The 20,387-nt window shown below is 67.7% G+C and carries 21 protein-coding genes; 2 read left to right on the top strand and 19 right to left on the bottom strand.

What is annotated here, in order from left to right; genetic code table 11:
- Positions 1–92: 92 nt before the first annotated feature.
- The 3 genes from ACPEES_RS21440 to ACPEES_RS21430 all read right to left on the bottom strand — a co-directional run bounded on the left by ACPEES_RS21440 (position 93) and on the right by ACPEES_RS21430 (position 2,442).
- Entirely contained in the window at positions 93–686 is a 594-nt protein-coding gene (locus tag ACPEES_RS21440) for a hypothetical protein (RefSeq protein ID WP_435106161.1), read from the bottom strand.
- A gap of 223 nt (positions 687–909) precedes the next feature.
- On the bottom strand, positions 910–1,944 hold the full coding sequence (locus tag ACPEES_RS21435; RefSeq protein WP_435106159.1) for a hypothetical protein: 1,035 nt from the start codon (positions 1,942–1,944) through the stop codon (positions 910–912).
- A gap of 93 nt (positions 1,945–2,037) precedes the next feature.
- Positions 2,038–2,442, bottom strand: coding sequence for a transposase domain-containing protein (locus ACPEES_RS21430; protein ID WP_435106157.1), 405 nt, complete (start codon positions 2,440–2,442; stop codon positions 2,038–2,040).
- On the opposite strand from ACPEES_RS21430, the gene ACPEES_RS21425 reads away from it, so the two are divergent.
- Positions 2,371–2,832 (top strand): cobaltochelatase subunit CobN, encoded by a 462-nt coding sequence (locus ACPEES_RS21425; RefSeq protein ID WP_435106155.1) that lies wholly within the window; start codon positions 2,371–2,373, stop codon positions 2,830–2,832. The two genes, ACPEES_RS21430 and ACPEES_RS21425, sit on opposite strands and share 72 nt — an antisense overlap.
- Before the next feature lie 9 nt (positions 2,833–2,841).
- Here ACPEES_RS21425 and ACPEES_RS21420 read toward each other — a convergent pair whose 3' ends face one another.
- The 8 genes from ACPEES_RS21420 to ACPEES_RS21385 form a co-directional block, all read right to left on the bottom strand.
- Positions 2,842–4,074: an MFS transporter gene (locus ACPEES_RS21420; RefSeq protein WP_435106153.1), complete on the bottom strand. Its 1,233-nt coding sequence runs from the start codon at positions 4,072–4,074 to the stop codon at positions 2,842–2,844.
- Between the two features lie 112 nt (positions 4,075–4,186).
- On the bottom strand, positions 4,187–5,170 hold the full coding sequence (locus ACPEES_RS21415) for a GlxA family transcriptional regulator (RefSeq protein ID WP_435106151.1): 984 nt from the start codon (positions 5,168–5,170) through the stop codon (positions 4,187–4,189).
- 163 nt (positions 5,171–5,333) lie between these two features.
- Entirely contained in the window at positions 5,334–5,561 is a 228-nt protein-coding gene (locus ACPEES_RS21410; protein WP_435106149.1) for a hypothetical protein, read from the bottom strand.
- 63 nt (positions 5,562–5,624) lie between these two features.
- Entirely contained in the window at positions 5,625–7,400 is a 1,776-nt protein-coding gene (locus ACPEES_RS21405; protein WP_435106147.1) for a flotillin domain-containing protein, read from the bottom strand.
- A gap of 36 nt (positions 7,401–7,436) precedes the next feature.
- A complete protein-coding gene (locus ACPEES_RS21400; protein ID WP_435106145.1) occupies positions 7,437–8,087 on the bottom strand; it encodes a YqiJ family protein in 651 nt (216 codons plus the stop codon).
- Positions 8,088–8,256: 169 nt separating this feature from the next.
- Positions 8,257–9,237, bottom strand: a complete 981-nt coding sequence (locus ACPEES_RS21395) for an aspartyl/asparaginyl beta-hydroxylase domain-containing protein (protein ID WP_435106143.1) — start codon at positions 9,235–9,237, stop codon at positions 8,257–8,259.
- Between the two features lie 93 nt (positions 9,238–9,330).
- Positions 9,331–10,161 (bottom strand): DODA-type extradiol aromatic ring-opening family dioxygenase, encoded by an 831-nt coding sequence (locus ACPEES_RS21390; RefSeq protein WP_435106141.1) that lies wholly within the window; start codon positions 10,159–10,161, stop codon positions 9,331–9,333.
- Between the two features lie 346 nt (positions 10,162–10,507).
- Entirely contained in the window at positions 10,508–10,972 is a 465-nt protein-coding gene (locus ACPEES_RS21385) for a DoxX family protein (RefSeq protein WP_435106139.1), read from the bottom strand.
- Between the two features lie 105 nt (positions 10,973–11,077).
- Between ACPEES_RS21385 and ACPEES_RS21380 the strand changes: the two genes are divergently transcribed.
- Positions 11,078–12,019 carry a LysR family transcriptional regulator gene (locus tag ACPEES_RS21380; protein ID WP_435106137.1) on the top strand — a complete coding sequence of 314 codons (942 nt, stop codon included), beginning with the start codon at positions 11,078–11,080 and terminating at the stop codon, positions 12,017–12,019.
- Positions 12,020–12,027: 8 nt separating this feature from the next.
- Here the strand turns inward: ACPEES_RS21380 and ACPEES_RS21375 are convergent, their stop codons facing one another.
- From ACPEES_RS21375 to ACPEES_RS21340, 8 genes are all read right to left on the bottom strand, one after another.
- Positions 12,028–12,765: a cache domain-containing protein gene (locus tag ACPEES_RS21375; protein ID WP_435106135.1), complete on the bottom strand. Its 738-nt coding sequence runs from the start codon at positions 12,763–12,765 to the stop codon at positions 12,028–12,030.
- Positions 12,765–13,550, bottom strand: coding sequence for a FadR/GntR family transcriptional regulator (locus ACPEES_RS21370; protein ID WP_435106133.1), 786 nt, complete (start codon positions 13,548–13,550; stop codon positions 12,765–12,767). Before ACPEES_RS21370 ends, ACPEES_RS21375 begins: the two co-directional genes overlap by 1 nt.
- Positions 13,551–13,596: 46 nt before the next feature.
- Positions 13,597–14,283, bottom strand: coding sequence for a type 1 glutamine amidotransferase (locus tag ACPEES_RS21365; protein WP_435106131.1), 687 nt, complete (start codon positions 14,281–14,283; stop codon positions 13,597–13,599).
- A 120-nt stretch (positions 14,284–14,403) separates the two neighbouring features.
- Positions 14,404–15,126 carry a gamma-glutamyl-gamma-aminobutyrate hydrolase family protein gene (locus tag ACPEES_RS21360; protein ID WP_435106129.1) on the bottom strand — a complete coding sequence of 241 codons (723 nt, stop codon included), beginning with the start codon at positions 15,124–15,126 and terminating at the stop codon, positions 14,404–14,406.
- Between the two features lie 19 nt (positions 15,127–15,145).
- Positions 15,146–16,639 carry an aldehyde dehydrogenase gene (locus ACPEES_RS21355; RefSeq protein WP_435106127.1) on the bottom strand — a complete coding sequence of 498 codons (1,494 nt, stop codon included), beginning with the start codon at positions 16,637–16,639 and terminating at the stop codon, positions 15,146–15,148.
- A gap of 66 nt (positions 16,640–16,705) precedes the next feature.
- Entirely contained in the window at positions 16,706–18,184 is a 1,479-nt protein-coding gene (locus ACPEES_RS21350) for a glutamine synthetase family protein (protein WP_435106125.1), read from the bottom strand.
- A 223-nt stretch (positions 18,185–18,407) separates the two neighbouring features.
- A complete protein-coding gene (locus tag ACPEES_RS21345) occupies positions 18,408–19,796 on the bottom strand; it encodes a purine-cytosine permease family protein (RefSeq protein ID WP_435106123.1) in 1,389 nt (462 codons plus the stop codon).
- A gap of 41 nt (positions 19,797–19,837) precedes the next feature.
- A complete protein-coding gene (locus tag ACPEES_RS21340) occupies positions 19,838–20,002 on the bottom strand; it encodes a hypothetical protein (RefSeq protein ID WP_435106121.1) in 165 nt (54 codons plus the stop codon).
- Between the last annotated feature and the right edge of the window lie 385 nt (positions 20,003–20,387).

Here is a 20,387-nt window from a genome sequence, read left to right as displayed (position 1 = left end):
TTGATGTCACCATCTGCGACTGGGCTCGCGAACCCGCACTGCAGGGCGTGGCATAGCAGGTTGTTCAGAACGGACTAACTACGCGGAATGGGTCAAGCAGGACCGTGCACCGTTGCAGTAGGGCCCAAAAGAGGGGGCGCGTCATCAATGGCGCGCTCCTTGCGCTGCTGCCGTGCCAAAGGGTGAGGAAGCGCGTCGAGGCAAGCTGGAGTTACGCCGCGGGCCCGCACCGATCTCGCCAGTTCCTCGGGCCCGGACTGCTCGAACGTTCGCCGCGGTTGTTGCGGATCGCGTTCGATATCACTCACACGCGCCTTGCGCAGCGTCTCGTCGCTGCTCACGCGCTCAATGCGGTCACGCAGCCCGGCCATCCGGCTCGCCACGTCATACCCGACCATTAGCGTTCCTCCTGATCGAGCTGACCGAACAGCCAGCCCACGAAATCGGGCATCTCGGGGGCCGCCCGTCAGTGGTAACCACTGCGAGCGCCGTGCCACACCGGCACCTGTCGCATTGCCACGCGCGATATTCGGGTGGTAATGCACTGTCACGGAAGCCACCGGGTCACCGAGCGCGCGCACCTGCTCCTCGAGCTCCACGAAATCATCCAACCGCGCATAGAGCTTGTTCACGAACAGCCCGAGGAAGCGCAGATCGGGATTCCACCCATTGCGAACCAAACCCACCCGCTCAAGCAGCCTATCCAGCCCATCGAGGCAGTAGCGACGAGGTTCAATAGGGGAGAGAACGCCGCCAGGGTGCTACTGGGCTGGGCGAACAGTGGCTATCCGACCGGAACCGATCTAGGCGCGGAGGGTGGACAAGTTCGGGGCATTCGAAGAATGCCCCGGCACGCCCGATGAAGCGCGAAACTCATACCATAGCGTGAAAAGGCTTGGCAGGAGCAGCTTATTGTTGCCAGGGTAGCTGACCATCCCGCGTCTGAAAGACACGGCCCCCGTAGTAGTACCACTGCTGAGCCTTCCGACCGCTGTGATAGACCTCGATACTCAACGCATTGTTGAATCGGAAGTTCTCGGCCGGGTAACTGTCATAGTAGCGCACGAGGTATTTCCATTGTCCTGAGCTTTCCACGGTTTCATGGGAGAGGATTTCGTAGTACCGGGTGTCAACAGCACCGACGATATTGCGATGGATGTACCGTTGCTCACGCTCGCGCTCGGATTCTTGGTTTGTTCCACCGCCGGTGAACGGCGACATGTAGACAGTGCCGGCACGGCCTTGCTCAGCGACACATTCGTATACCCCTGGTATTTGTTCTTTGTGATCGGGCTTTCGAATGGTGACAACTCTATATCCGTCCTTGCATCGTTCCCGTTCGACCCACTGTGTGTTGACACCCCCTTCTCCTGAGCCAGGGCCGTCTACTTGCGGACACTCGGGAAACGGATCCCCGTCTTTGAGACTATCCGTCAGACGATTCAGCACCGGGTCGCATTCGTGAGGGGGGTTGCCGCTGGCGAGGCAGAGCAATACCTTGCAGCCGAAGAGGTCTTCAGCCTGAGCGGTAGAGACAGTCACTAGTGCGAGTGCGGCCGCGCCCGCGCACCAGAAGGGTCGGAACGTCATATCGAGACTCCATTCCCGCATTAAACAATGGATGAATTGCCACCGCATCCCGGCAGCGCTTAAGCGGTTCCTAGTATACAGGTAAGCGCACATACCCGACCGTCTTGACCGGTGCGCAGGAAAGCGCCGGGGTGGACGCGGTCGCTCGGAGCCGTTGTCGTCGTCCGCCCCGATCGCAGGTCCGGCATCGACGTCGTTGATCGGCGAGAGTATCTCGGGCGGGACGCGCCACTGGCGGCCCTCATCTGCGAGCACGGTGACCGTTTTGCGATTGAACTTCACCAGTGTCCCGGTGAGGCGACCGTCGCGGATGGACTCGAAGCTCACCCGCGCCCCCAGGTCAAATGTCGTCATCGCCCGGTGCGCGTGCAGGGTTTCGAGATATTTCAGCCGCTCGACGATGCGGTGGTTCAGAGCGACGGCTCGTCGTAGGAGAGGGGGTCGATATCAATGGCCATGGCGTTCGACGTCGCTGGTCAGTGAATCGTGGGCGAAGCGCGCTTTCCACACACGGGACGTAAGCGTGATAATCTCGCCGGCCGGATGCTGGCCGATACGCTGGAGGACATCGACCAAGTAGGTGTAGGGGGTGATGCCATGCAGTCGGCAGGTGGGGCGCAGGCTCTGCAGGGTGCCCACGTGCCGCGCGCCGGCCTCGGCCCAGCAGAACCGCCAGTTCTTCCACCCCATGGGGATGACGCGTAGCGCCAGCTTGAGCCGGTTGGTGTCGATGGGCACCGCCGGATCGGCGAAGAATACCCGCAGCGGCCCTTCGCGCTCGTGAGCATAGGCGAGTGCCTTCCCCAACGTGATGCGCCTCTTCGACGCGGCGGTGCAGAAGCTCGCGGACATGCAGGAGTCCATCCCGCCGCGCCCACCGTGCGCACCCTCAACGAAGAGCTCAGCCGCGTCACCAACCCCAAGTGGATCGCGGCCATGCACCGCCACGGCTACAAGGGCGCCTTCGAGATGGCGGCCAGCGTGGACTACCTCTTCGCCTACGACGCCACCACCGGCGTAGTGGACGACTACCAGTACGCCAACGTGAGCGAGGCGCTGGTCTTCGACGGCGACAACCAGGCTTTCCTGCGCGAGCACAACCCGGAAGCCCTGCGGGAAATGGCCGAACGACTGGTGGAAGCCATGCAACGCGGTCTGTGGAGCGAGCCCGGCGACTACCGTGAGCGCATGGAATCGCTGCTGCTGAAGCTCGACGAGGCGCGGGAGCGCGGCGGGCGCTGACAGACACCGCTAAGCGCCGGGCACCCCTGGCGCTGGCCGCGCCGCCGGCCGCCGACGGCGCAGAGAACCCGAGGCGAGCGCCGCGGCAAGGGACACGCCCGCGGCGGCCAGGAAGATCAGGCGATAGCTGCCCAGCGCGTCGAAGAGCTCGGCCCCCAACTGTGTGCACGCCAGTGCACCGAGCTGGTGGAACAGCCAGACACCGCCGAGTGCCAGGCCGCGTACACGTGCGTCGAACGTCTCCATCACCAGCGCGGTCGTGGCCACGACCGTCCCCAGATAGCTGGCGCCGAACAGGCACGAGAACGCCAGAACGCCCACCTTGTCGGGGACAATGACCAGGCATGGGATCGCGAGCGCCCGCAGCGCATAGCAGCCGGCGAGCACGAGACTGCGGTCACGGCGATCGCAGAGGTAGCCGGCGAGCAGGCCGAAGAACAGCTCGGTGGCTCCGAGCGAGGCGATGGCCAGAGCCCGCCACGCAGGACTGACCGACAGTTCCTCCAGATAAGGCATGACGTGCACGTCGATGAGCGCCATGGTGAAGCCGCAACCCGCGAAGCTCGCAGCCAGCGTCCAGAACACCGGCGAGGCGAGAACCCATCGCGCCTTCCAACCAAACGGTATCGGCGCTTCCGCCGCCGCGTCGACGCGATCGACCCCGGCGCCGAGACGCAGCGCGGTCAGGGACAGCGCCGCCAGCGGCAGGAGAAACACCACGCCGATGGCCGCGAAGACCGTTCGCCAGTCGGCCACCGTGCCGAGATAGACCCACAGTGGCGAGAGGACCATGAAGCCGATCGCCGCGCCATTGGTCATCACCGCGTAGATCAGCCCCCGCCAACGCGGCGACCCCACCTCCTCGCTGAGCACGCCCAGCGGCACGTAAGACAGCGCCGTATAAGCGAGCGCCGCACCGACACCGTAGAGGCCGGCGAAGGCAACGTAGTCGCCGGCGATCGCCATACCCAGAAAGACCACACCGGCGAGCACGACCCCCATGAACAGCGTCACCCTCGCCCCGAAACGATCGGCCAGATAGCCTACCAGGGGCGAGGCCACACCAATGACGAGCACGAACAGCGACCCGGAAATGGCGAAATCGCCCCTGTCCACGGAGAAGGCCGTCACCATGTCCGTGAAGAACACTTGGTAGGTGTTCTTGAGGCTCGATCCGAACACGCAGATCAGCACGCCGAACGTCACCAGCAGCACGGTCCGCATCCAACGGCTTGAGATCATCGTCGCCTTCCCTTCGCCCGATCACTGCGCGAAGGCTAAGCGAGGCCGTCAACGTCGACGAGCGTTCAACCGGTCTTCGAGGGAGCTTTTCCGGCCATTCCTGGCGGGGAACTCATTCCCGGCTTTTCGCGGCGGTACGCCACTGTGTCGGCGTCTGCCGATACTGACGGCGCCATTCACGCCGGAAGTTCTGCGGGTAGGCGAACCCCACCGCCTCGGCGATCCGCTCCACTGACAGCTCGGAGTGGCAGAGCAGCACCCGCGCCCGTTCCAGGCGGACCAGCGTGTGGTAGGCCTTGACGGAGATACCGGTATGGCGCTTGAAAAGCCGCGTGAGCTGGCGCGGGGAAAGGTTCACCTCGCTCGCCAGCGCGTCCATGCGCCACTTCGCCTCGGGGCGTTCAAGCAGAAGGTTCTGCACTCGGTGAACCGCCGGGTTGAGGTGGTTGTGCCGGTCGAGGAGGTCGCTGTGCTGGGGATCCATAGCCGTGCGACGGATGTACATGGCGAGATCCTGGGCGACCATCGCGGCTGCCGCCTCGCCGAACGCCCGGCGCACCACATCCAGCGTGGTATCGATGCCCGAGGACACCCCGGCGGACGTCGTGATCGGCCCATCGCGGACGAACAGCCGATCGGCCTGCACCCGGGTGTGCGGATAGCGGCGGTCGAGCTCACCGAGCAGCGTGTGGTGCGTGGTGCATCGCCGGCCGTCGAGCAGGCCCGCCTCGGCGAGCAGGAATGCCCCGCTGCAGACGGCGATGATCTCGACGCCCTCGCATCCGGCGGCGTCACGCAGCCACGCCTGTGCCCGCCGGCTGTCGGGATCACGATAAACGCCCTCCGCCCATTTCGCCCCGGGCACCAGCACCTTCGCCCCCGGTGGCACGCGCTCCGGCAGGGCGGCGAGCGCGTTGACCGACAGTCCCTGGTAGAGGTTCGCGTCCGGGCTTACGCCCACATAGCTCAGCGCCACCTCGGCGATGCCCAGCTCACGGACCGCGCCGAGCACCTGGACGGGACCAGACAGGTCGAGCGCGTGGGTCTGATCCAGGATCAGGACGTAAACGTGGAGATCGGCAACCGGCGCGTGCATGACTACTACCGCGGTCCAGGGATTGCACGTCGCCACGGCCCACGGGCGGGGCCGAGCAACGCGGACGGCTGTCCCCCAGCCTTACCCATACCGGCGGCGGTTGCCAGCCTGGCCGCGGCGATGTGCATCGCTACATGGACCCGAATCCCGGTGCGTGTCGAAATCAGCGGCCGCGCGGCGCCATCTCGGCCGGCGTATTGCGGTCGAGCTCCTGGGCGAAGACCAGGTCTCCCTCCACAGGACGGGGCAGATCGTGGTCTTCGGGCAGTGGCTCACCGAGACGAAAGGCGCGCATGAGTGCGAGGCCATGTTCGAACGCCTCCGGGCCACGGCCCTGCCAGAGCACGCCGGCATCGTCGAGGATGAGGTAAGTCATCGCCGGGGTGGCCATTGCGGGACTCCGGGTCGGTGAATGCGGCCCGCCGCTCGCGGCGGCGGGCCCGGTGCGCAGGAACTATTCGGTAGTGCGCGGACGCTTGGCGTCGCCGTTGACCACGGCGCTGTCGGCCAGGCCGGAAGCGAGGCCCTGGAGGTCGTCGCCCTTGAGACCAACCTCCGCGAGGAGGTTGTCCACCAGCGGCGCCTGCCCGCGGTAGCGCAGCGCGGCGTTCACCGCCTGCTCGGCGAGGTTGCCATTGCCCGAGCCGGCATCACCGCCATCGCCACTGCCGCCGTTGCCGGCGGACGGGTTGATGCCGTCCACGTTGAGGATCTTGATGCCCTCGATGCGCTCCATGGGCCGCACACTCTCGCGGATGATCTCCGGAAGCTGGCGCAGCAGCTCCATGCGCACCTGCATGGCGATCTGGTTCTCCTCCAGGGTGTTGGCGGCCTCGTTGAGACGCCGCTGGCCATCGGCCTCCACCTCGTAGGCGCGGGCTTCGGCATCGGCGCGGGCGATACGGGCATCGCGCTCGCCCTCGGCGACCAGACGCTCATGGGTGGCCTGTCCTTCGGCCTCGATGCGGTTGGCTTCGGCACGGTCGGCGGCGGCCTGCTTCTCGGCCTCGGCGGCCACGGTCACACCGATGGCCTGGCGTTCAGCGTCCTCGCGGGCGGCGACGAGCTTCACCGCCTTGTCACGGTCGGCGCGGGCGGTCTCGCGCACCGTCTCCACCTGCTCTTCCTCGGTGACGGCGACGGCGCGCGCCCGGTCGGCTTCCGCCTGGGCCTCGGACTGCTCCCGGGATTTCTCGGCGATGGCGATCTCCTGCCCCTGCTCGGCGAGCTTGCGGCTTTTCTCGCGTTCGATCTCGGCAGCCTCGAGCTGACGGCGGCGCTCGATGTCCGCCTCCTGGGTTTGACGGTCCTTGTCGATGCGGGCGCGCTCGACGTCCAGCTCGGAGTCGATGCGCGAGCGTTCGGTCTGCTGCTCCGCCTGGATCTCCGCCTGCTCCGACTCGCGCTTGCGCTCGGCCTGCTCGCGGGCGATCTCCGCGGCCTGGGCGGCGCGGCGCACCTCGATCTCACGCTGCTGCTCGAGGCGCGCGTACTCCTCCTCGCGCTCGATCTCCAGCACCCGCTGCTCGGACTCCAGGTTCTTCTGCCGGATGGCGACCTTGGTGTCCTGCTCGACGTCGTTACGCGACTTCTCCCGCCCCTGGATCTCTTCGGTGAGCCGGGTCATGCCCTCGGCGTCGAAGGCGTTCTGGGGGTTGAAGTAGTCGATGGAGGTCTGGTCGAGGCCGGTGAGAGAGACCGTCTCCAGCTCCAGGCCATTCTTGCGCAGATCCTCGGTGACCACCTGCTGCACGCGCTGGATGAAGTCGGCGCGCTGCTCGTGGAGCTCGGTCATGGTCATGCCGGCGGCCACCGAGCGCAGGGCGTCCACGAACTTGCCCTCCACCAGCTCCTTGAGCTCGTCCGGCTGCATGGTCTTGCGTCCCAGCGTCTGCGCCGCCGCGGAGATGGATTCGCCGTCCGGCGCCACCCGCACGTAGAATTCGGCGCCCACGTCCACGCGCATGCGGTCGCGGGTGATGAGCGCCTGCTCGTTCACCCGCCGCACCTCCAGGCGCAGCGTGTTCATGTTCACCGGAATGACCTCGTGGAGCACCGGCAACACCAGCGCGCCGCCATTCAGGATCACGCGCTGGCCGCCGAAACCGGTGCGCACGAAGCTCACCTCCTTGGACGAGCGCCGGTAGAGCCGCGCGAGGATGAGCCCCAGCGCAATCAGGGCGATGACGACGACGCCGACGATCACACCGGCGTTGAACAGGGTATTCATGGGCAGCGAACCTCCATGTCGGTGTCGGGCAGAGAATCAGGTTTCTGTGGGATCGGGGACGGCGCGGTAGATGCCCCCCTCGGTGCGCTCGATGATGAGCAGCCGAGCCCCCGCCGCGCAGACCACATCGTCCACGGGCTCGACGAGCACGTAGTGGGACTGGCCGTACTCGTCGGCTAGACGGGCCTCCGCCGGATAGCCCGGCCGGGCTTCGCCCACCGTGACGGTGGCCAAGCGGCCGACGAAGCTCTCACTGGACACCGCGCTGGTCTCCTCGCCTGGCAGAATCCGGCCGACGAGGCGTGCGCCCCAGCGCGTTGGCGGCAGCGCGAGGAGCGCAGCGGCGGGGGCAGCGGCCAGCGCCGGCGCGAGGCCGCCGGTGAACGCGCGAATGCCCGCCTGTACGGCGAAGCCGAGCAGGCCGAAGGCGGTGAGAAACACGATCAGTACGACGATGGCGGGTACCCGGCCGAGCTGCAGCCACGCCAGAGCCCGGGTGGCCACGCCGGGCGTGGCGGCGTCCGGCGCAGCCAAATCGACATCGATATCCGGCAGCGCCGCATCCACGAGCTGCGAGAGGCCGGCGCCGAGCACGGTCATCGTCCCCTCCAGCACCGCCAGAGCGAGCATTACGCCCAGGGCGACGGTGAACGGCAGGCACTCGGGGCTGGTCAAGAGCACACCCATGGCTGGCTACTCCCCGACGGCCGGGGGGCGGAGCGAATGGGTACACGGGCATGGCAGCATGGTCATCCTCCCTGATGGCGGTGGCCGTCCTGGCAGCGTGTGCGCGAGCGTACCCCAACCCGGGTAAGTGCCGCCAGGGGTGGCGCCGCCGACGGACGCGGAGCGGTCATCAGCCGGCGAGCGTCACGACCGCGTGGAGCGAGTACGCCGCCCCCACCACCACGCCAGCGACCAGCGTGAGCAACACCGCGTTCGCCGAGTGCTTGATCACCTGGTAGCGGGCGTTGTTGGTGTGCTTGAGCGTGCGGATATCGGCGAGCAGGGGCGACAGACGAGCGAATACCCGGTTGGCGAAGCCGCGCCGGTCATCGTCGGTGTTGGGCACCACCGTGGCCCGCATCAGGCCCTTGTAGACGAAGTTGACCACCGGCCCCACCAGCCAGGTGGGACGCTCCACATCGCACATCAGGATCAGGCGGTGGCGGTCGGTGTCGTTGTGGGCATAGTGGCGGTAGGTCTCGTCGAAGAGCAGGTCTTGGCCGTCGCGCCAGGAATGGTCCGTGCCGTCGATGTTGATGTAGCAGGCATCGTCGTTTGGAGTGGCGAGCCCCAGGTGGTAACGCAGTGAGCACGCCGCCGGGTCCGAATGGGGCGTGAGCTTGCCACCCGGCGGGAGCACGGTGAGCATGGCGCCGTTGACCGACGGCACCTGCGCCAGAATCTTCAGGGTTTCCGGGCAGCTCGCCCGCGCCGAGTGGTGCGTATAGCCGTACCACTTAAGGTAGAACTTGCGCCAGCCGTATTTGTAGAAGGTGCGGAAGCCGACGTCGTAATAGCCGCCGGCACCCGGGTCGGCGGTGTGCTCGAAGGCCTGCCCGTGGAGCAGCTGCTCCGCTTCGGCGCGGATGGTTTCCCAGTTGTCGCGAATGACGTCCAGCTCCGGGAACCGCTCGCGGGCCATGATCGCGCGCCGCGCCCGCGGTGCCGTGAAGAAATAGAGCATGCAGTTCAGCGGTGCGAATATCGGCCAGCTCTTGCGGAAGTACTGTCCGAAGCTCTCGTAGCGCACCTCCCCCCGGAAGCGGTAAACGTAGACGATGGAGCCTGCGAAAACGGCCACGAAGCACAGGAGTATCAGGGCGATATTCATGGAGTTGTCACCTGGTATCTCGCTTGTCGGTCCCTGCAGCAGCCGCGGCACTCTCCCCCTGCTGCCGTGGGCGCACCCTAACATCGCGAAATTTCAGGCGCGTTGATCGGAAACCGGGCTCCCGAACACGAAGGCGGACTGAACGCTGCCGAGCACGCGGTCTTCGAACGCCTTGCCGCCCGTATCGTCGCCGCCCGCCCCGGCGGCGACGTGCAGGGGCAGCAGGTGCTCGGCGCTCGGGTGGGCATTCCGCGCCCCCGGCGCCCGCTCCCACGCCGCAAGACGCTGCTCGCGCTCGGCCCGCGGCAGGGCCACGGTCTCCGCCAGCCATGCATCGAAGCGCTCGGAAGCCGGGTCCACCGCCGGCCCGCCGCGGCGCAACCGGCGCATGTTGTGGTAGCTCATGCCGCTGCCGACGATGAGCACCCCTTGGCGGCGCAGCGGTGTCAGGGCCCGGCCCACGGCGATGTGCTCCTCGGGATCCAGTCCCGCCCGCAGCGATAGCTGCACCACCGGGACGTCCGCCTGCGGGAACGCCACCTTGAGCGGTACGAACACGCCGTGATCCAGGCCGCGCTCGTGCTCCGATTCGGAGCCGATGCCCTGGCCACGGAGCCGATCGCGGACCTCCTCCGCGAGCTCGGGTGCGCCCGGCGCGGGCCAGGCGAGCCGGTAAGTGTGCGCCGGGAAGCCGTAGTAGTCGTACAGCAGCCCGGGCGCGGCCCGGGCGTTCACGGTGAACGCCGCGGCCTCCCAGTGGGCGGAGATCACCAGTACCGCCCGGGGCACGCCGCCAGCGAGATCCGGCAGGCGGCGCAGCCAGTCCGCCATGCGGTTCCAGGTGTCCGCGGGCTGCCAGTCCATGAAGAAGCACGGTCCGGCGCCATGGGGAAGAAACACAGTCGGCAGATTGTCTCCAGCCATCATCACGCTCCTGTATAACACTGAGCTTGTCGCAGCCGTCGACGACGGTGCGCCGACGTGGATGCTCCGCGGCGGACACCGGGCGGTCGGGGTGCGCCCCGGCGGGAGCGTATGCGGCCATGGATGGCCGCATACGAGCCCACCCGGACGTGTTCTCCGCGTCTCCCGGCGGGGCGCACCCCGACCGCCCCCGATGCAACGGCTGTCCTTAGCCTCCGACGGCCGCGGCCGGTGCCCCACAACCGGCCGTCTCGCCACCACCCGGCGAGCATGCCGGCCGCAAGAGGGCGATGGCTCACTGCGCCCGACCTACCGCAATTGGCCGAACGTCGAAATCCGTATGCGCCTAAATCCGCAGCCCCAGACGCGCGTCCAGGGAATACCGGTCACCGCCGCGCAGCAGGATGCCCACCGCCATCAACCCCCACATCAGCGGGTACTCGATGCCGCCGTTGGTCCAGAAGAAGCCGTTGGGCACGTGGACCGAAAGCGCCACCGCCATGAACACGGCCACCGCCAGTGCCGCCGGTCGGGTCAGCAGCCCCAGCACCAGCGCCAGCCCGCCGACGAACTCCACCAGCCCCGCCAGCAGCGCGAAGACAATCCCGGGCTCCAGGCCCAGCGAGCCGGCGAAGAACTCGCCGGTGCCCGCGAGGCCGTAGCCGCCGAACCAGCCGAAGAGCTTCTGCGCACCGTGGGGCATGAGCAGCAGCCCCGCCGTCACGCGCATGAGGGGATAGCCGAGGTCCGCCAGACCGGCAAGGCCGGCCGGTGCCTGAGTGAGGGTCCGGGTGCTCGTTTGCGTGGTCATCGTCGTCCTCCGTCGATTGATTGCATGGCCCGCGCTTGTGCCCGGGCGACGGAGCACACAGTATTGAGGTTTCCGTACTCGCGTAAGTCACCCGGATTGGAACGCATGGTTGACGGATCGGAAACCCTGGGCGGTGCGCTGGAGGACGTCCGGGCGTTCTGCGCGGTGATGGAGTTCGGCTCGATCTCCGCCGCCGCGCGGGAGCTGCAGGAGACCAAGGGCAGCATCAGCCGGCGCATCTCCCGCCTCGAGCGGCGGCTCGGCAGTGCACTGCTGGCGCGAACGCCGCGGGCGGTGAATCCCACGGCAGAGGGGACGGCCTTCTACGCCAAGGCGCGGGAGGCGCTGTCGCTGCTCGCGGACGCCGCCGAGGGCGCCCGCCAGGCCCGCTCGGTGCCCCAGGGGCACCTGCGGGTGACGGCACCGGTGGATATCGGCATGGAGGTGCTGCCGCCGCTCATCGTCGAATTCCGGCGCCTGCATCCGCAGATCACCGTCGAGCTGCTGCCCACCGACGCGCCGCTGGATCTCGCCGCCAACCGCATCGATGTGGCGCTGCGGGCCACCCCGGGGGGCCTGCCGGACATGGGCTATCGCGCCTCGACGGTGGCCGCGTTCCACATCCTGACCTACGCCTCGCCGGACTACCTGGCCCGCCGGGGCACACCGCGGGAGCCCCACGAGCTCGAGGCCCATGAACTCGCCATCGGCCGCGAGTCCGACGGACCGGCGAGGCTGCGGCTCACCCATCGCCGGGGCCGCACCGTCGAGGTGCCCTTCCCCAACGCCACACGCACCACGGACTACGCGAGCGTGCTCCGACTGGTGACCGCCGGCGGCGGCATCGGTCCGATTCCCGACATCATCGCCGCCAATGCGCTCGCCGAGGGGTCGCTGGTCCGCGTTCTACCGCAGTGGCAGGTCGCCGACGCCACGCTGTACGCGATCACCCTCAGCGGGCTGAACGCGCCCGCGCGGGTGCGGGTGTTCCGGGAATTCATTCGCGAGGCGCTCGCCGCCACCACCGGAGCGGCAGCAGCGAGGTGAGACCGTCGTTACGGCGACGTCTCGACCAGCGACCAGCTCAGACCCTCGCCTGCCAGCTCGACGCGCCGATGACGCTCGCCCTCTGCCTCGACCAGGGACGGTGCGAGGGTACCGATCGGCCAGTCCGCCGTGTTCGCGGCGATGACCCGACCCTCCTCGCCGATCAGCACGGTATCGTTGGGCAGCCGCATGAGGGGGTGGAGCACCCAGCGCTCGAAGCTGTAGACGGGGACGTCGGCCCCGACGATTCCGCAGAAGCTGCCCTCGTGCACCACCGGCTGCGAAAAGGTGAGGATGTACATGTCGACCCCGTTCAAGTCCACGTAGGGGCCGACCACGACGCTCTTGCCCGTGTCGCGTGGCAGGGCGAACCACGCCATGGTTTCGTAGTTGTAGAAGTTGGCGCTCGCCGGGTCGAGATCCACGCGCAGCGGGTAGAACTGCACGGGATCGTCATTGCGGATCCACCACTCCAGATACAGGTCACGATCGCTGAGCACGCCGGGGGCAGTAATGAACCCACTACCGTTGAGCCGCCCGCCGTAGGCGTCCAGCTGAGCGGTGACGAGCTCGCGGAGAGTGTGCAGATCCCGGGAGGTCATACACCTGCCTGCCGCCCGGGCCTGCTCGCGCAGCTGGCGTACACGGTCGGCGGTGGTGGCAAGCGTGGCGAACACGCCCTCGATCTCGCCGGCAATGGTATCGGCGCACTGTTGCAGCGACATGCGTTCGTTGGATACGGCCATCAGCGCCAAACCTCCCGTGTGCCCGACGCGTCCCGCTCGGCGACGATCGCCAGGTGGGCGTTGAGCAGCAACTTCACCACGCGCCCCACGTGGGCCTCGGCCCGCTCCCGCGCCAGTGCAGGCTCCCGCGCCGCAACGGCTTCGGCGATGGCGAAATGATCCGCCACCATGTCGTCGATGACGGTCCGGTCGCGGTCCGACAGCCCGAGCAGCTCACCGAGCACGGGCTGGAGCTGGATCTCCGCATGGGTGAGGCGCACCGACTGGGCCGCCACGGCAGTCTCGATGTGAAAGCGCGCGTCCGCGCGCTTGCGGTCCACCGTGGTAGCCGCCTCGCTCATCGCCCGCGCGAACGCGAACAGTCGCTCGATATCCGTCTGCGAGGCCCGTTCGGCGGCCAGCCACGCTGCCATACCCGTTACCGCGCGCTGCTCGTCGCCGATGTCCCGCAGCTCGAAAGCGCTCACATCGGCCAGCCGGGCGAGGCGGTGATGCTCGGCGGCCTCCTCGGAGGGTGCGCGCACGAAGCTGCCGCCCTTGCGCCCGCGGCGGGTCTCGATGTAGCCGTGGTGGCGCAGCGTCGACAGAGCCTCGCGCAGGGTGACGGTGGCCACACCGAACTGTCGGGCGAGATCGCTTTCGCTGGGTAGCTGCTCGCCGTCACGCAGCATGCCGAGGCTGATCGCGCCCATCAGGCGGCGCACCACCTCGTCCCTGCGGCTCTCCGCCTTGAGGCGGCCGAAAGTCGCACTTACCGCACCCGCCTGTTCCGTCGCTGCTGCCACGCTCGATTCCCTTTGGCTGTCCCGTTCGAATCCGTCCCCGACGGCGTTACATGATCTCGGCCAGCATGTTCCCCATGAGGCGTTCGAACCGCTCCCGCGCCGCCGGCTGCTCCTGCCCGATACGCTCGCGCAGCGCCTCGGGCATGTCCCCCAGATCATCCAGCATTCGATGCCCCTCCGGGGACGACCGCCAGTCGTCCAGCCAGGCGTCGAACATCTCCACGGTTATCTCGGGGTGAAACTGGACGCCGGCGCAACGCGCCTGCGCGAACGCCTGGGGCGCAAGCTCGGTGTCCGCCAGCAACCGTGCGGCGGGTGGCACCCGGAAGGCGTCGAAATGGAAATTCAGCCACGGTCCCTCCGGCACCAACTCCGGCGCGCGGGTGTCCACGCTCACCCAACCGGCTTCCAGCTCGTGGTTGCGGTACGCGCCGCCACCCAGCTCCCGGGCGAGCAGCTGGCTGCCGAAGCAGATACCCAGAACCGGCACGCCGTGGGCGATCACCTCGCGCAGCCAGGCACGCTCACGGGCGAGCCATGGCAGCGTGTCGTCGTAAGCGGCCTCCGGCGAGCCCATGACGATCGCCAGCTCCAGGCCGTCCGGCGCGGGCAGCTCGTCGGTCACCGGCGTCACCCGCAGGCGCAGCCCGTGCGCGTCGGCGACCTCCGGCAGCGTGCCGGTTGCATCGCCCTCGGCATGCACCACCGCAACGGTCTCCCTGGTTCCTGTCACCTGCGCCTCCCATCGCTCGGCCCATCCCCCGTCACCGGCAGGCGGCGTCGCGTGACAACCGTCTCCGGCGGTCCAAGGCATAGGCTTTTCACGAAATCATCTGCTAGCAAATGTTATATGTCAAAATGCCGCGGCCACGAGCCCGTCGAACAGACGCTGCTGGTTGACGTCGTAAGCCGCGGACATCTCCGGATGCCACTGAACCGCCTGGAACCAGGGGTGGTCCGGCGACGCCGGCTCGAAGGCCTCGATCAACCCGTCCTCGGCCCAGGCCGTCGCCCGCAATCCCTCCCCCAGGGACGCGATGCCCTGGTGGTGCCAGGAAACGGTCGCCAGCGTATCGGTATCGACGATTGCCGCCAGGCCACTGCCGGCGGCGAGCGCGACCGGATGCGGTATCGGATAACGCGGCGGAAGCCGGTGCGCGACGCCGTCGGGCAAATCATCGGGCAGGTGCATGTACAGCGTCCCGCCGTAGAGCTCGTTGACCAGCTGCATACCCCGGCATATGGCGAGCGTCGGCAGGCCCGTTTCCATGGCGTGCCGGGCGACCCGTCGCTCGAAGGCATCCCGCAGCGGATCGAGCTTCTCCAAGCGGCGGTCGCCGCCTGCACCGGTGTCCTCACCGGGGGGTGTGAGGTCGCCACCCCCGGTGAGAACGAGCCCGTCGAGCCTGTCCAGGCACGCCGCCACGTCCGGTGCGATCGGTGCGATCGGTGGCAGCAGAACGGGGCTGCCGCCGGCCCGCACGACGGCCTCCAGGTACTCCGGCTGCAGCGCGAAAGTGTACTGGGGATCGCGGCCGTAGGCGGTCAGCCCGATCACGGGAGTTCGCTTCGTCATGGTCGGTTTCCGTCCCCCGTCACTGACCCAGGGCAATCCAGGTGGTCTTGGTCTCGACGAACTTGTCGAAAGCGTGGAGTGAACGGTCGCGGCCGATGCCGGACTGCTTGTAACCGCCGAACGGGGTGGCGATATCGTGCTCGTCGAAGCAGTTGACCCAGACGGTGCCGGCACGCAGCGCGCGGGAAACGCGGTGGGCGCGGCTGATATCCCGGGTCCACAGCGCCGCCGCCAGGCCATACATGGAGTGGTTGGCGATCCGCACGGCGTCGTGCTCGTCCTCGAAGGTGATCGCCGAGAGCACCGGGCCGAATATCTCCTCGCGGGCGATGGTCATGTCCTCGCGCACCCCGTCGAAGAGCGTGGGCGCGACGAAATGCCCGCCGCTGTCGGCCATGACCCGCCGGCCGCCCGTGCGCAGTACCGCGCCCTCCGCCTGGCCCTTCTCGATATAGCCGAGAATGGTATCGAGCTGCCGGCGGTCGATGATCGCCCCCAGCGGGCTCGCGGGATCGAGAGGATCACCGGGCTGCAGCCGCTCCATGGCGGCGGCGACCCGCTCCAGGACCTCGTCCCTGATGCTAGCCTGCACCAGCAGCCGCGAGCCGGCGGTGCACATCTCGCCCTGGTTGAAGACGATGGCGAACGCGGCGGCCTCGGCGGCGGCATCCAGGTCCTCGCAGTCGGCGAAGACGATATTCGGCGTCTTGCCGCCGCACTCGAGCCACACCCGCTTCATGTTGGACTGGCCCGAGTATTCGAGAAAGCGTTTGCCCACCGCCGTGGAGCCGGTAAAGGCCACGCAGTCCACGTCCGCGTGCAGCCCGATGGCCCGGCCCGCCGTGTGCCCGTAGCCGGGCAGCACGTTGAAAACACCCGGCGGAATGTCCGCCTCGGCCACCAGCGACGCGACGTAGAGCGCTGTCAGCGGCGACTGCTCGGCGGGCTTGAGCACGACGCTGTTGCCCGCGGCGAGCGCCGGCGCGATCTTCCAGGCGGCCATCATCAGCGGGAAGTTCCAGGGCACGACGGCCCCCACCACGCCAACCGGCTCGCGGGTCACGGTGGCCAGGGCGTCGGCCCCGGTGGGCGCGATCTCGCCGTAGACCTTGTCGATGGCCTCGGCGAACCAGGCGATGGCCGTGGCGCTGTTGGGGATGTCGATGTGGTAGCTGTCGCGAATGGGCTTGCCGACATCGAGCGTCTCCAGCAGCGCCAGCGTCTCGCGGTGACCCTCGACGAGCCCGGCGAGCCTGAGCAGCCGGCGCTTGCGCTCCTGCGGCGCCATCGCCGACCACGCCCCGGTCTCGAACACCCGGCGCGCGGCGCCCACGGCGCGATCCACGTCGGGCGCATCGCAGGCGGCCACGTTGGCGAGCAGGGCGCCGGTGGCCGGGTTGCGGGTCTCGAAGGTCTCTCCCGAGACCGCGGCGACGAGCTCGCCGTCGATGAAAGCGCGGTCGTCCACCGCCAGATCGGCAGCACGGCGCCGCCATTGGTCCCTGTCGAGCATGGGGAATCTCCTCCCGGGCGTGTGTGAGTCACCGGCGGCTCCGCGGCCGCCGGCGGCCGTTGCCGGCTATGGCAGGCAGTCGATGTAGGTGTCCACGTCCCACTGGGTGACGGTGGCATTGAACCGCTCCCACTCGTCGCGCTTGTGGTGCTCGAACACCCGGTACATGTCGCCGGGCAGCGCGCTGCGCACGACCTCGTCCTTCGCCAGCGCCGCCAGCGCCTCGCCGAGGTTGGTGGGCAGGCGCTTGCCGGCCTGCTCTTCCTCCGGCAGGTCGTAGACATTGCCCTGCTGCGGCTCGCCGGCGTCGAGCCGGTCACTGATGCCATGATCCACCGCCTGAAGCAGAGCGCTCATCATCAGGTAGGGATTCACCATGGAATCCACCGAGCGGTACTCCATGCGGTCGGGGGAGGAAACCCGCAGGGCACAGGTGCGGTTCTGCAGCCCCCAGTCGGCGAACACCGGCGCCCACAGGCCGAGATCCAGCATCCGCCGGTAGGAGTTGACGCTGGAGCAGCCGATGGCGGTCAACGCCGGCATGTGCTCGACGATCCCGGCGATGCAGTGCTCGCCGAGCGGGCTCGGCCGCCAGCTCTCGCCGTCGCCGCGGAAAGCGTTGTCGCCGCCGCGGCGATAGGCGAAGAGCGCCTCCATGCCCGGTAGTTCATCCATGCCGAGGCGGTTGACCACGTCCTCGCCACCACGCCAGAAGGAGATGTTGTGGTGGCAGCCGTTGGCGGAGACGCCCATGTACGGCTTGGACATGAAGCACGGGATGAGGCCGAACTCGCGCCCCACCTGCGCGCAGATCTGGCGATAGGTGGTGAGCCGGTCGGCGGTGCGCAGGCAGTCGTCGAACTGGAAGTTCTGCTCCACCTGGCCGGGGGCGTCCTCGTGGTCGGCCTGGATCATGTCCAGCCCCATGGCGCGCGCGTAGTCGTTGACGCGCATGATCACCTCGCTCAACACCTCGAACTGCTCGACGTGGTAGGCGTAGGGCGAAGTCATGCCGCCGTCGGGCTTGCCGTCACTGCCCTTTTTCAGCCACAGCATCTCCGGCTCGCAACCCACGCGCATCTGCAGGCCATCGTGGCGGTCCTGGAACGCCTGGTAGATGCGCTTGAGGTTGCCGCGGCTGTCTGAGGTGAGATAGCTGCCCGGGGCGTGGGCTTCCTCGCGGTTGCGGAAAAGCGTGCAGAACACCCGCGCCGCACGCTTGTTCCAGGGGAGCTGGCAGAACGTTTCCGGATCCGGCAACGCCACCAGCTCCGAGTCCTGGGAGCCATAGCCGATGAAATCCCCGCGCCGGTCCGCGGCGACGTTGGCCATGGCGCTGTAGACCGTCTGCACGCCGCGCTTCGCCACGGATTCCCAGTGATCCGAGGGAATGCCCTTGCCGAGCACGCGCCCCGTCACCGAGACGAACTGCACGTAAACGTAGTCGATCTTCAGGGCGTCGATCTTCCGGCGCACGGCCTCGATGCGCTCGGCTCTCTCGGGATCGGCGACATGCGCCATCAGGTCGGTCATTGCAGTGGTCATGATGCTGTCCTCTCCATCCTCGTCGTCATTCGTTCAATCTGCGATTCCGGTGGCCCGCGCCCGGCTGCCGGCACGCACGGCCCCCGTGGCGCCTGCCGAAGGCAGGCCCCATACGATTCGTTGTCGGAGGAAGGGGCGGCCGGCACGGCCGCCCCTCGCCGGTGAACGGGCACGGCCACACCGTGCCCGCTCTCTCACTCGCGCGCCGGTCTGCGCACTGGCCTCACTCCCGCACCGGCGCGATATCGGCCGCCGGGGCGGTTTCCGCGCCCATGAGCTTCTTCAGCCCCCAGTACACGGCTCCGGTCAGGAAGAAGGTGGGAATGCCGGCGGTGATGTAGGTGAAAAGCGGCCCTGCGGTATCCGCCACCGGGTTGTAGGTCCAGAAGTAGAACAGACCGCCACCGACCACGGAGGCATAAGCCGCCCAGTTCACGGAACCGCCCGCGGGCTTGCGGTAGAGGCTCGCGAGATCGACGCGATAGCGCTTCATCAACACCAGGTCCACCACCAGCACCGCGCCGAACGCCGCCATGATGAACGAGATGTAGGACAGGAACGTGGTGTAACGGTCATAGAACGCGGGGGTGAGCATCAGCAGCATCGCCGGCAGAGTCGTGGCGATGGCGGCGCGCCAGCTCCAGTTCGGGAACATGGTCTTCATGCTGATGCCCTGGGAGTAGACGAGAATGGTCGCCGAGGTGAGGTTGGCGAGCACCAGCAGCAGCAGGCCGAACACGCCGAAGACCGGACCGCCGGCGGCGATCATCCACTTCGCCGGGTCGTGCTGGCCCACCAGCAGCGCCGTCAGCGCCCCGAGGATCGCGGCGACATTGAGCAGAACGCCCCACCCCAGGAACGAGCCCCAGACGGCCGTACGCTCGGTGTTCGCGAGCCGGCTCCACTGGCCGAAGTACGCCACCCAGGAGAAGCCGAGGCCGACGTTCCACTCGATGGCCGAGACCAGGCTGCGCGTGTAGTCGGGATAGGGTGCGGCCGGCTCCGCCGCGAGCGCCGCGCCCAGCCCTTCGACACCCAGAATGTAGACGATGAGCCCCACGATGATCAGGAACATCGTTGGCACGCCCACGCTGTTGAAGAGCTTGATGGCGACCGGGCCGCGATAGGCGATCAGCCAGGCCACCAGGAACGCGCCCACGGCGAAGATCGGCGCGCCGACCGTGCGCGAGGTCAGCCAGTCGGGCCCATCGAATGCACCGACCAGCAGGGTCGCCGATTCGCCGAGCATGAACGACGCCATGGTCATCCAGCCGAGATTGATGATCGCGAAGATCACCAGGAAGATATTGCTCCCCTGATAGCCCAGTGACGCCCGCGCCCCGATGAAGGTATCCACGCCATAGCGCGCGAAGAACTTGGCGAGACCGCAGATCAGCAGCACCGGAATCGCGTTGCCGAACAGGATCACGGCGACCGCCGTGCCCGCCGGCAGCACACTCCCCGTGTAACCGCCGATGAGAAAGCTCCAGGCGGCGATGCCGAAGCCGATATTGACCAGAATGAAATCCTTCAGGCCGAACTGGCGTTCGCCCCGCATGACCGGGAGTATCCCGAAAAGGGCCTCCCTCTCGACGGAATCCTTCGAGCTCATGACTCTCCTCCCCTCGGCTCTGGGCCTGTTTTCGTAATCGTCTAGAAACCGCCGATGCTCGCCACGAAGAACACCGTGATCGCGGCACACACGGCACAGGGCATCAGCCAGTCCGAGCCCGTCATTTCCCTGGGTCGCTCGCCCTCCTTGATCCACTTGATGCGCTTTTCGAGCTCGCGTCGGACTTCATCGCTCAAATGGTCCATTGCTCTCCTCCTCGGTCAGGTCTTCGCGGTGGGCCTTTCGGCCTCTCGTATCGTCTGGCTGCTGCCGGAACGGGCACCCGAGATCCGGCAGTCTGCTTAGGCCGGTTGCCCCTGGCAGCCGCCATCTACGCTCCCGGCTGTCGGCCAGCGCTTCGCGCTCGCCGACCTACGCTGAAGCAGAGACAGATCGAGCATTCACCCCCCGTTGAAGCGGGTACTCGAGACTCCGCAACCATCGCCGGCAGTCTGCGCAGGTCGGCTGCTCCTGGCAGCCGACATCTTCGCGGCCGGCCTGTCGGCCAGCGCTGCGCGCTCGCCGACCTACGCTGAAGCAGAGACAGATCGAGCATTCACCCCCCGTTGAAGCGGGTACTCGAGACTCCGC

The organism is Arhodomonas sp. AD133 (assembly GCF_051195215.1).
Taxonomy (GTDB): domain Bacteria; phylum Pseudomonadota; class Gammaproteobacteria; order Nitrococcales; family Nitrococcaceae; genus Arhodomonas.
The sequence above is the reverse complement of the archived record's forward strand: the minus strand, read 5'-3'. Positions and strand labels throughout refer to the sequence as shown.

What these genes read in the sequence shown, in the direction of transcription:
- ACPEES_RS21435 (WP_435106159.1), bottom strand. Translation starts at nt 1,944, where the DNA reads ATGACGACATTTGACCTGGGGGCGCGGGTGAGCTTCGAGTCCATCCGC.
- ACPEES_RS21430 (WP_435106157.1), bottom strand. Translation starts at nt 2,442, where the DNA reads ATGTCCGCGAGCTTCTGCACCGCCGCGTCGAAGAGGCGCATCACGTTG.
- ACPEES_RS21420 (WP_435106153.1), bottom strand. Translation starts at nt 4,074, where the DNA reads ATGATCTCAAGCCGTTGGATGCGGACCGTGCTGCTGGTGACGTTCGGC.
- ACPEES_RS21415 (WP_435106151.1), bottom strand. Translation starts at nt 5,170, where the DNA reads ATGCACGCGCCGGTTGCCGATCTCCACGTTTACGTCCTGATCCTGGAT.
- ACPEES_RS21410 (WP_435106149.1), bottom strand. Translation starts at nt 5,561, where the DNA reads ATGGCCACCCCGGCGATGACTTACCTCATCCTCGACGATGCCGGCGTG.
- ACPEES_RS21405 (WP_435106147.1), bottom strand. Translation starts at nt 7,400, where the DNA reads ATGAATACCCTGTTCAACGCCGGTGTGATCGTCGGCGTCGTCGTCATC.
- ACPEES_RS21400 (WP_435106145.1), bottom strand. Translation starts at nt 8,087, where the DNA reads ATGGGTGTGCTCTTGACCAGCCCCGAGTGCCTGCCGTTCACCGTCGCC.
- ACPEES_RS21395 (WP_435106143.1), bottom strand. Translation starts at nt 9,237, where the DNA reads ATGAATATCGCCCTGATACTCCTGTGCTTCGTGGCCGTTTTCGCAGGC.
- ACPEES_RS21390 (WP_435106141.1), bottom strand. Translation starts at nt 10,161, where the DNA reads ATGGCTGGAGACAATCTGCCGACTGTGTTTCTTCCCCATGGCGCCGGA.
- ACPEES_RS21385 (WP_435106139.1), bottom strand. Translation starts at nt 10,972, where the DNA reads ATGACCACGCAAACGAGCACCCGGACCCTCACTCAGGCACCGGCCGGC.
- ACPEES_RS21380 (WP_435106137.1), top strand. Translation starts at nt 11,078, where the DNA reads ATGGTTGACGGATCGGAAACCCTGGGCGGTGCGCTGGAGGACGTCCGG.
- ACPEES_RS21375 (WP_435106135.1), bottom strand. Translation starts at nt 12,765, where the DNA reads ATGGCCGTATCCAACGAACGCATGTCGCTGCAACAGTGCGCCGATACC.
- ACPEES_RS21360 (WP_435106129.1), bottom strand. Translation starts at nt 15,126, where the DNA reads ATGACGAAGCGAACTCCCGTGATCGGGCTGACCGCCTACGGCCGCGAT.
- ACPEES_RS21355 (WP_435106127.1), bottom strand. Translation starts at nt 16,639, where the DNA reads ATGCTCGACAGGGACCAATGGCGGCGCCGTGCTGCCGATCTGGCGGTG.
- ACPEES_RS21350 (WP_435106125.1), bottom strand. Translation starts at nt 18,184, where the DNA reads ATGACCACTGCAATGACCGACCTGATGGCGCATGTCGCCGATCCCGAG.
- ACPEES_RS21345 (WP_435106123.1), bottom strand. Translation starts at nt 19,796, where the DNA reads ATGAGCTCGAAGGATTCCGTCGAGAGGGAGGCCCTTTTCGGGATACTC.
- ACPEES_RS21340 (WP_435106121.1), bottom strand. Translation starts at nt 20,002, where the DNA reads ATGGACCATTTGAGCGATGAAGTCCGACGCGAGCTCGAAAAGCGCATC.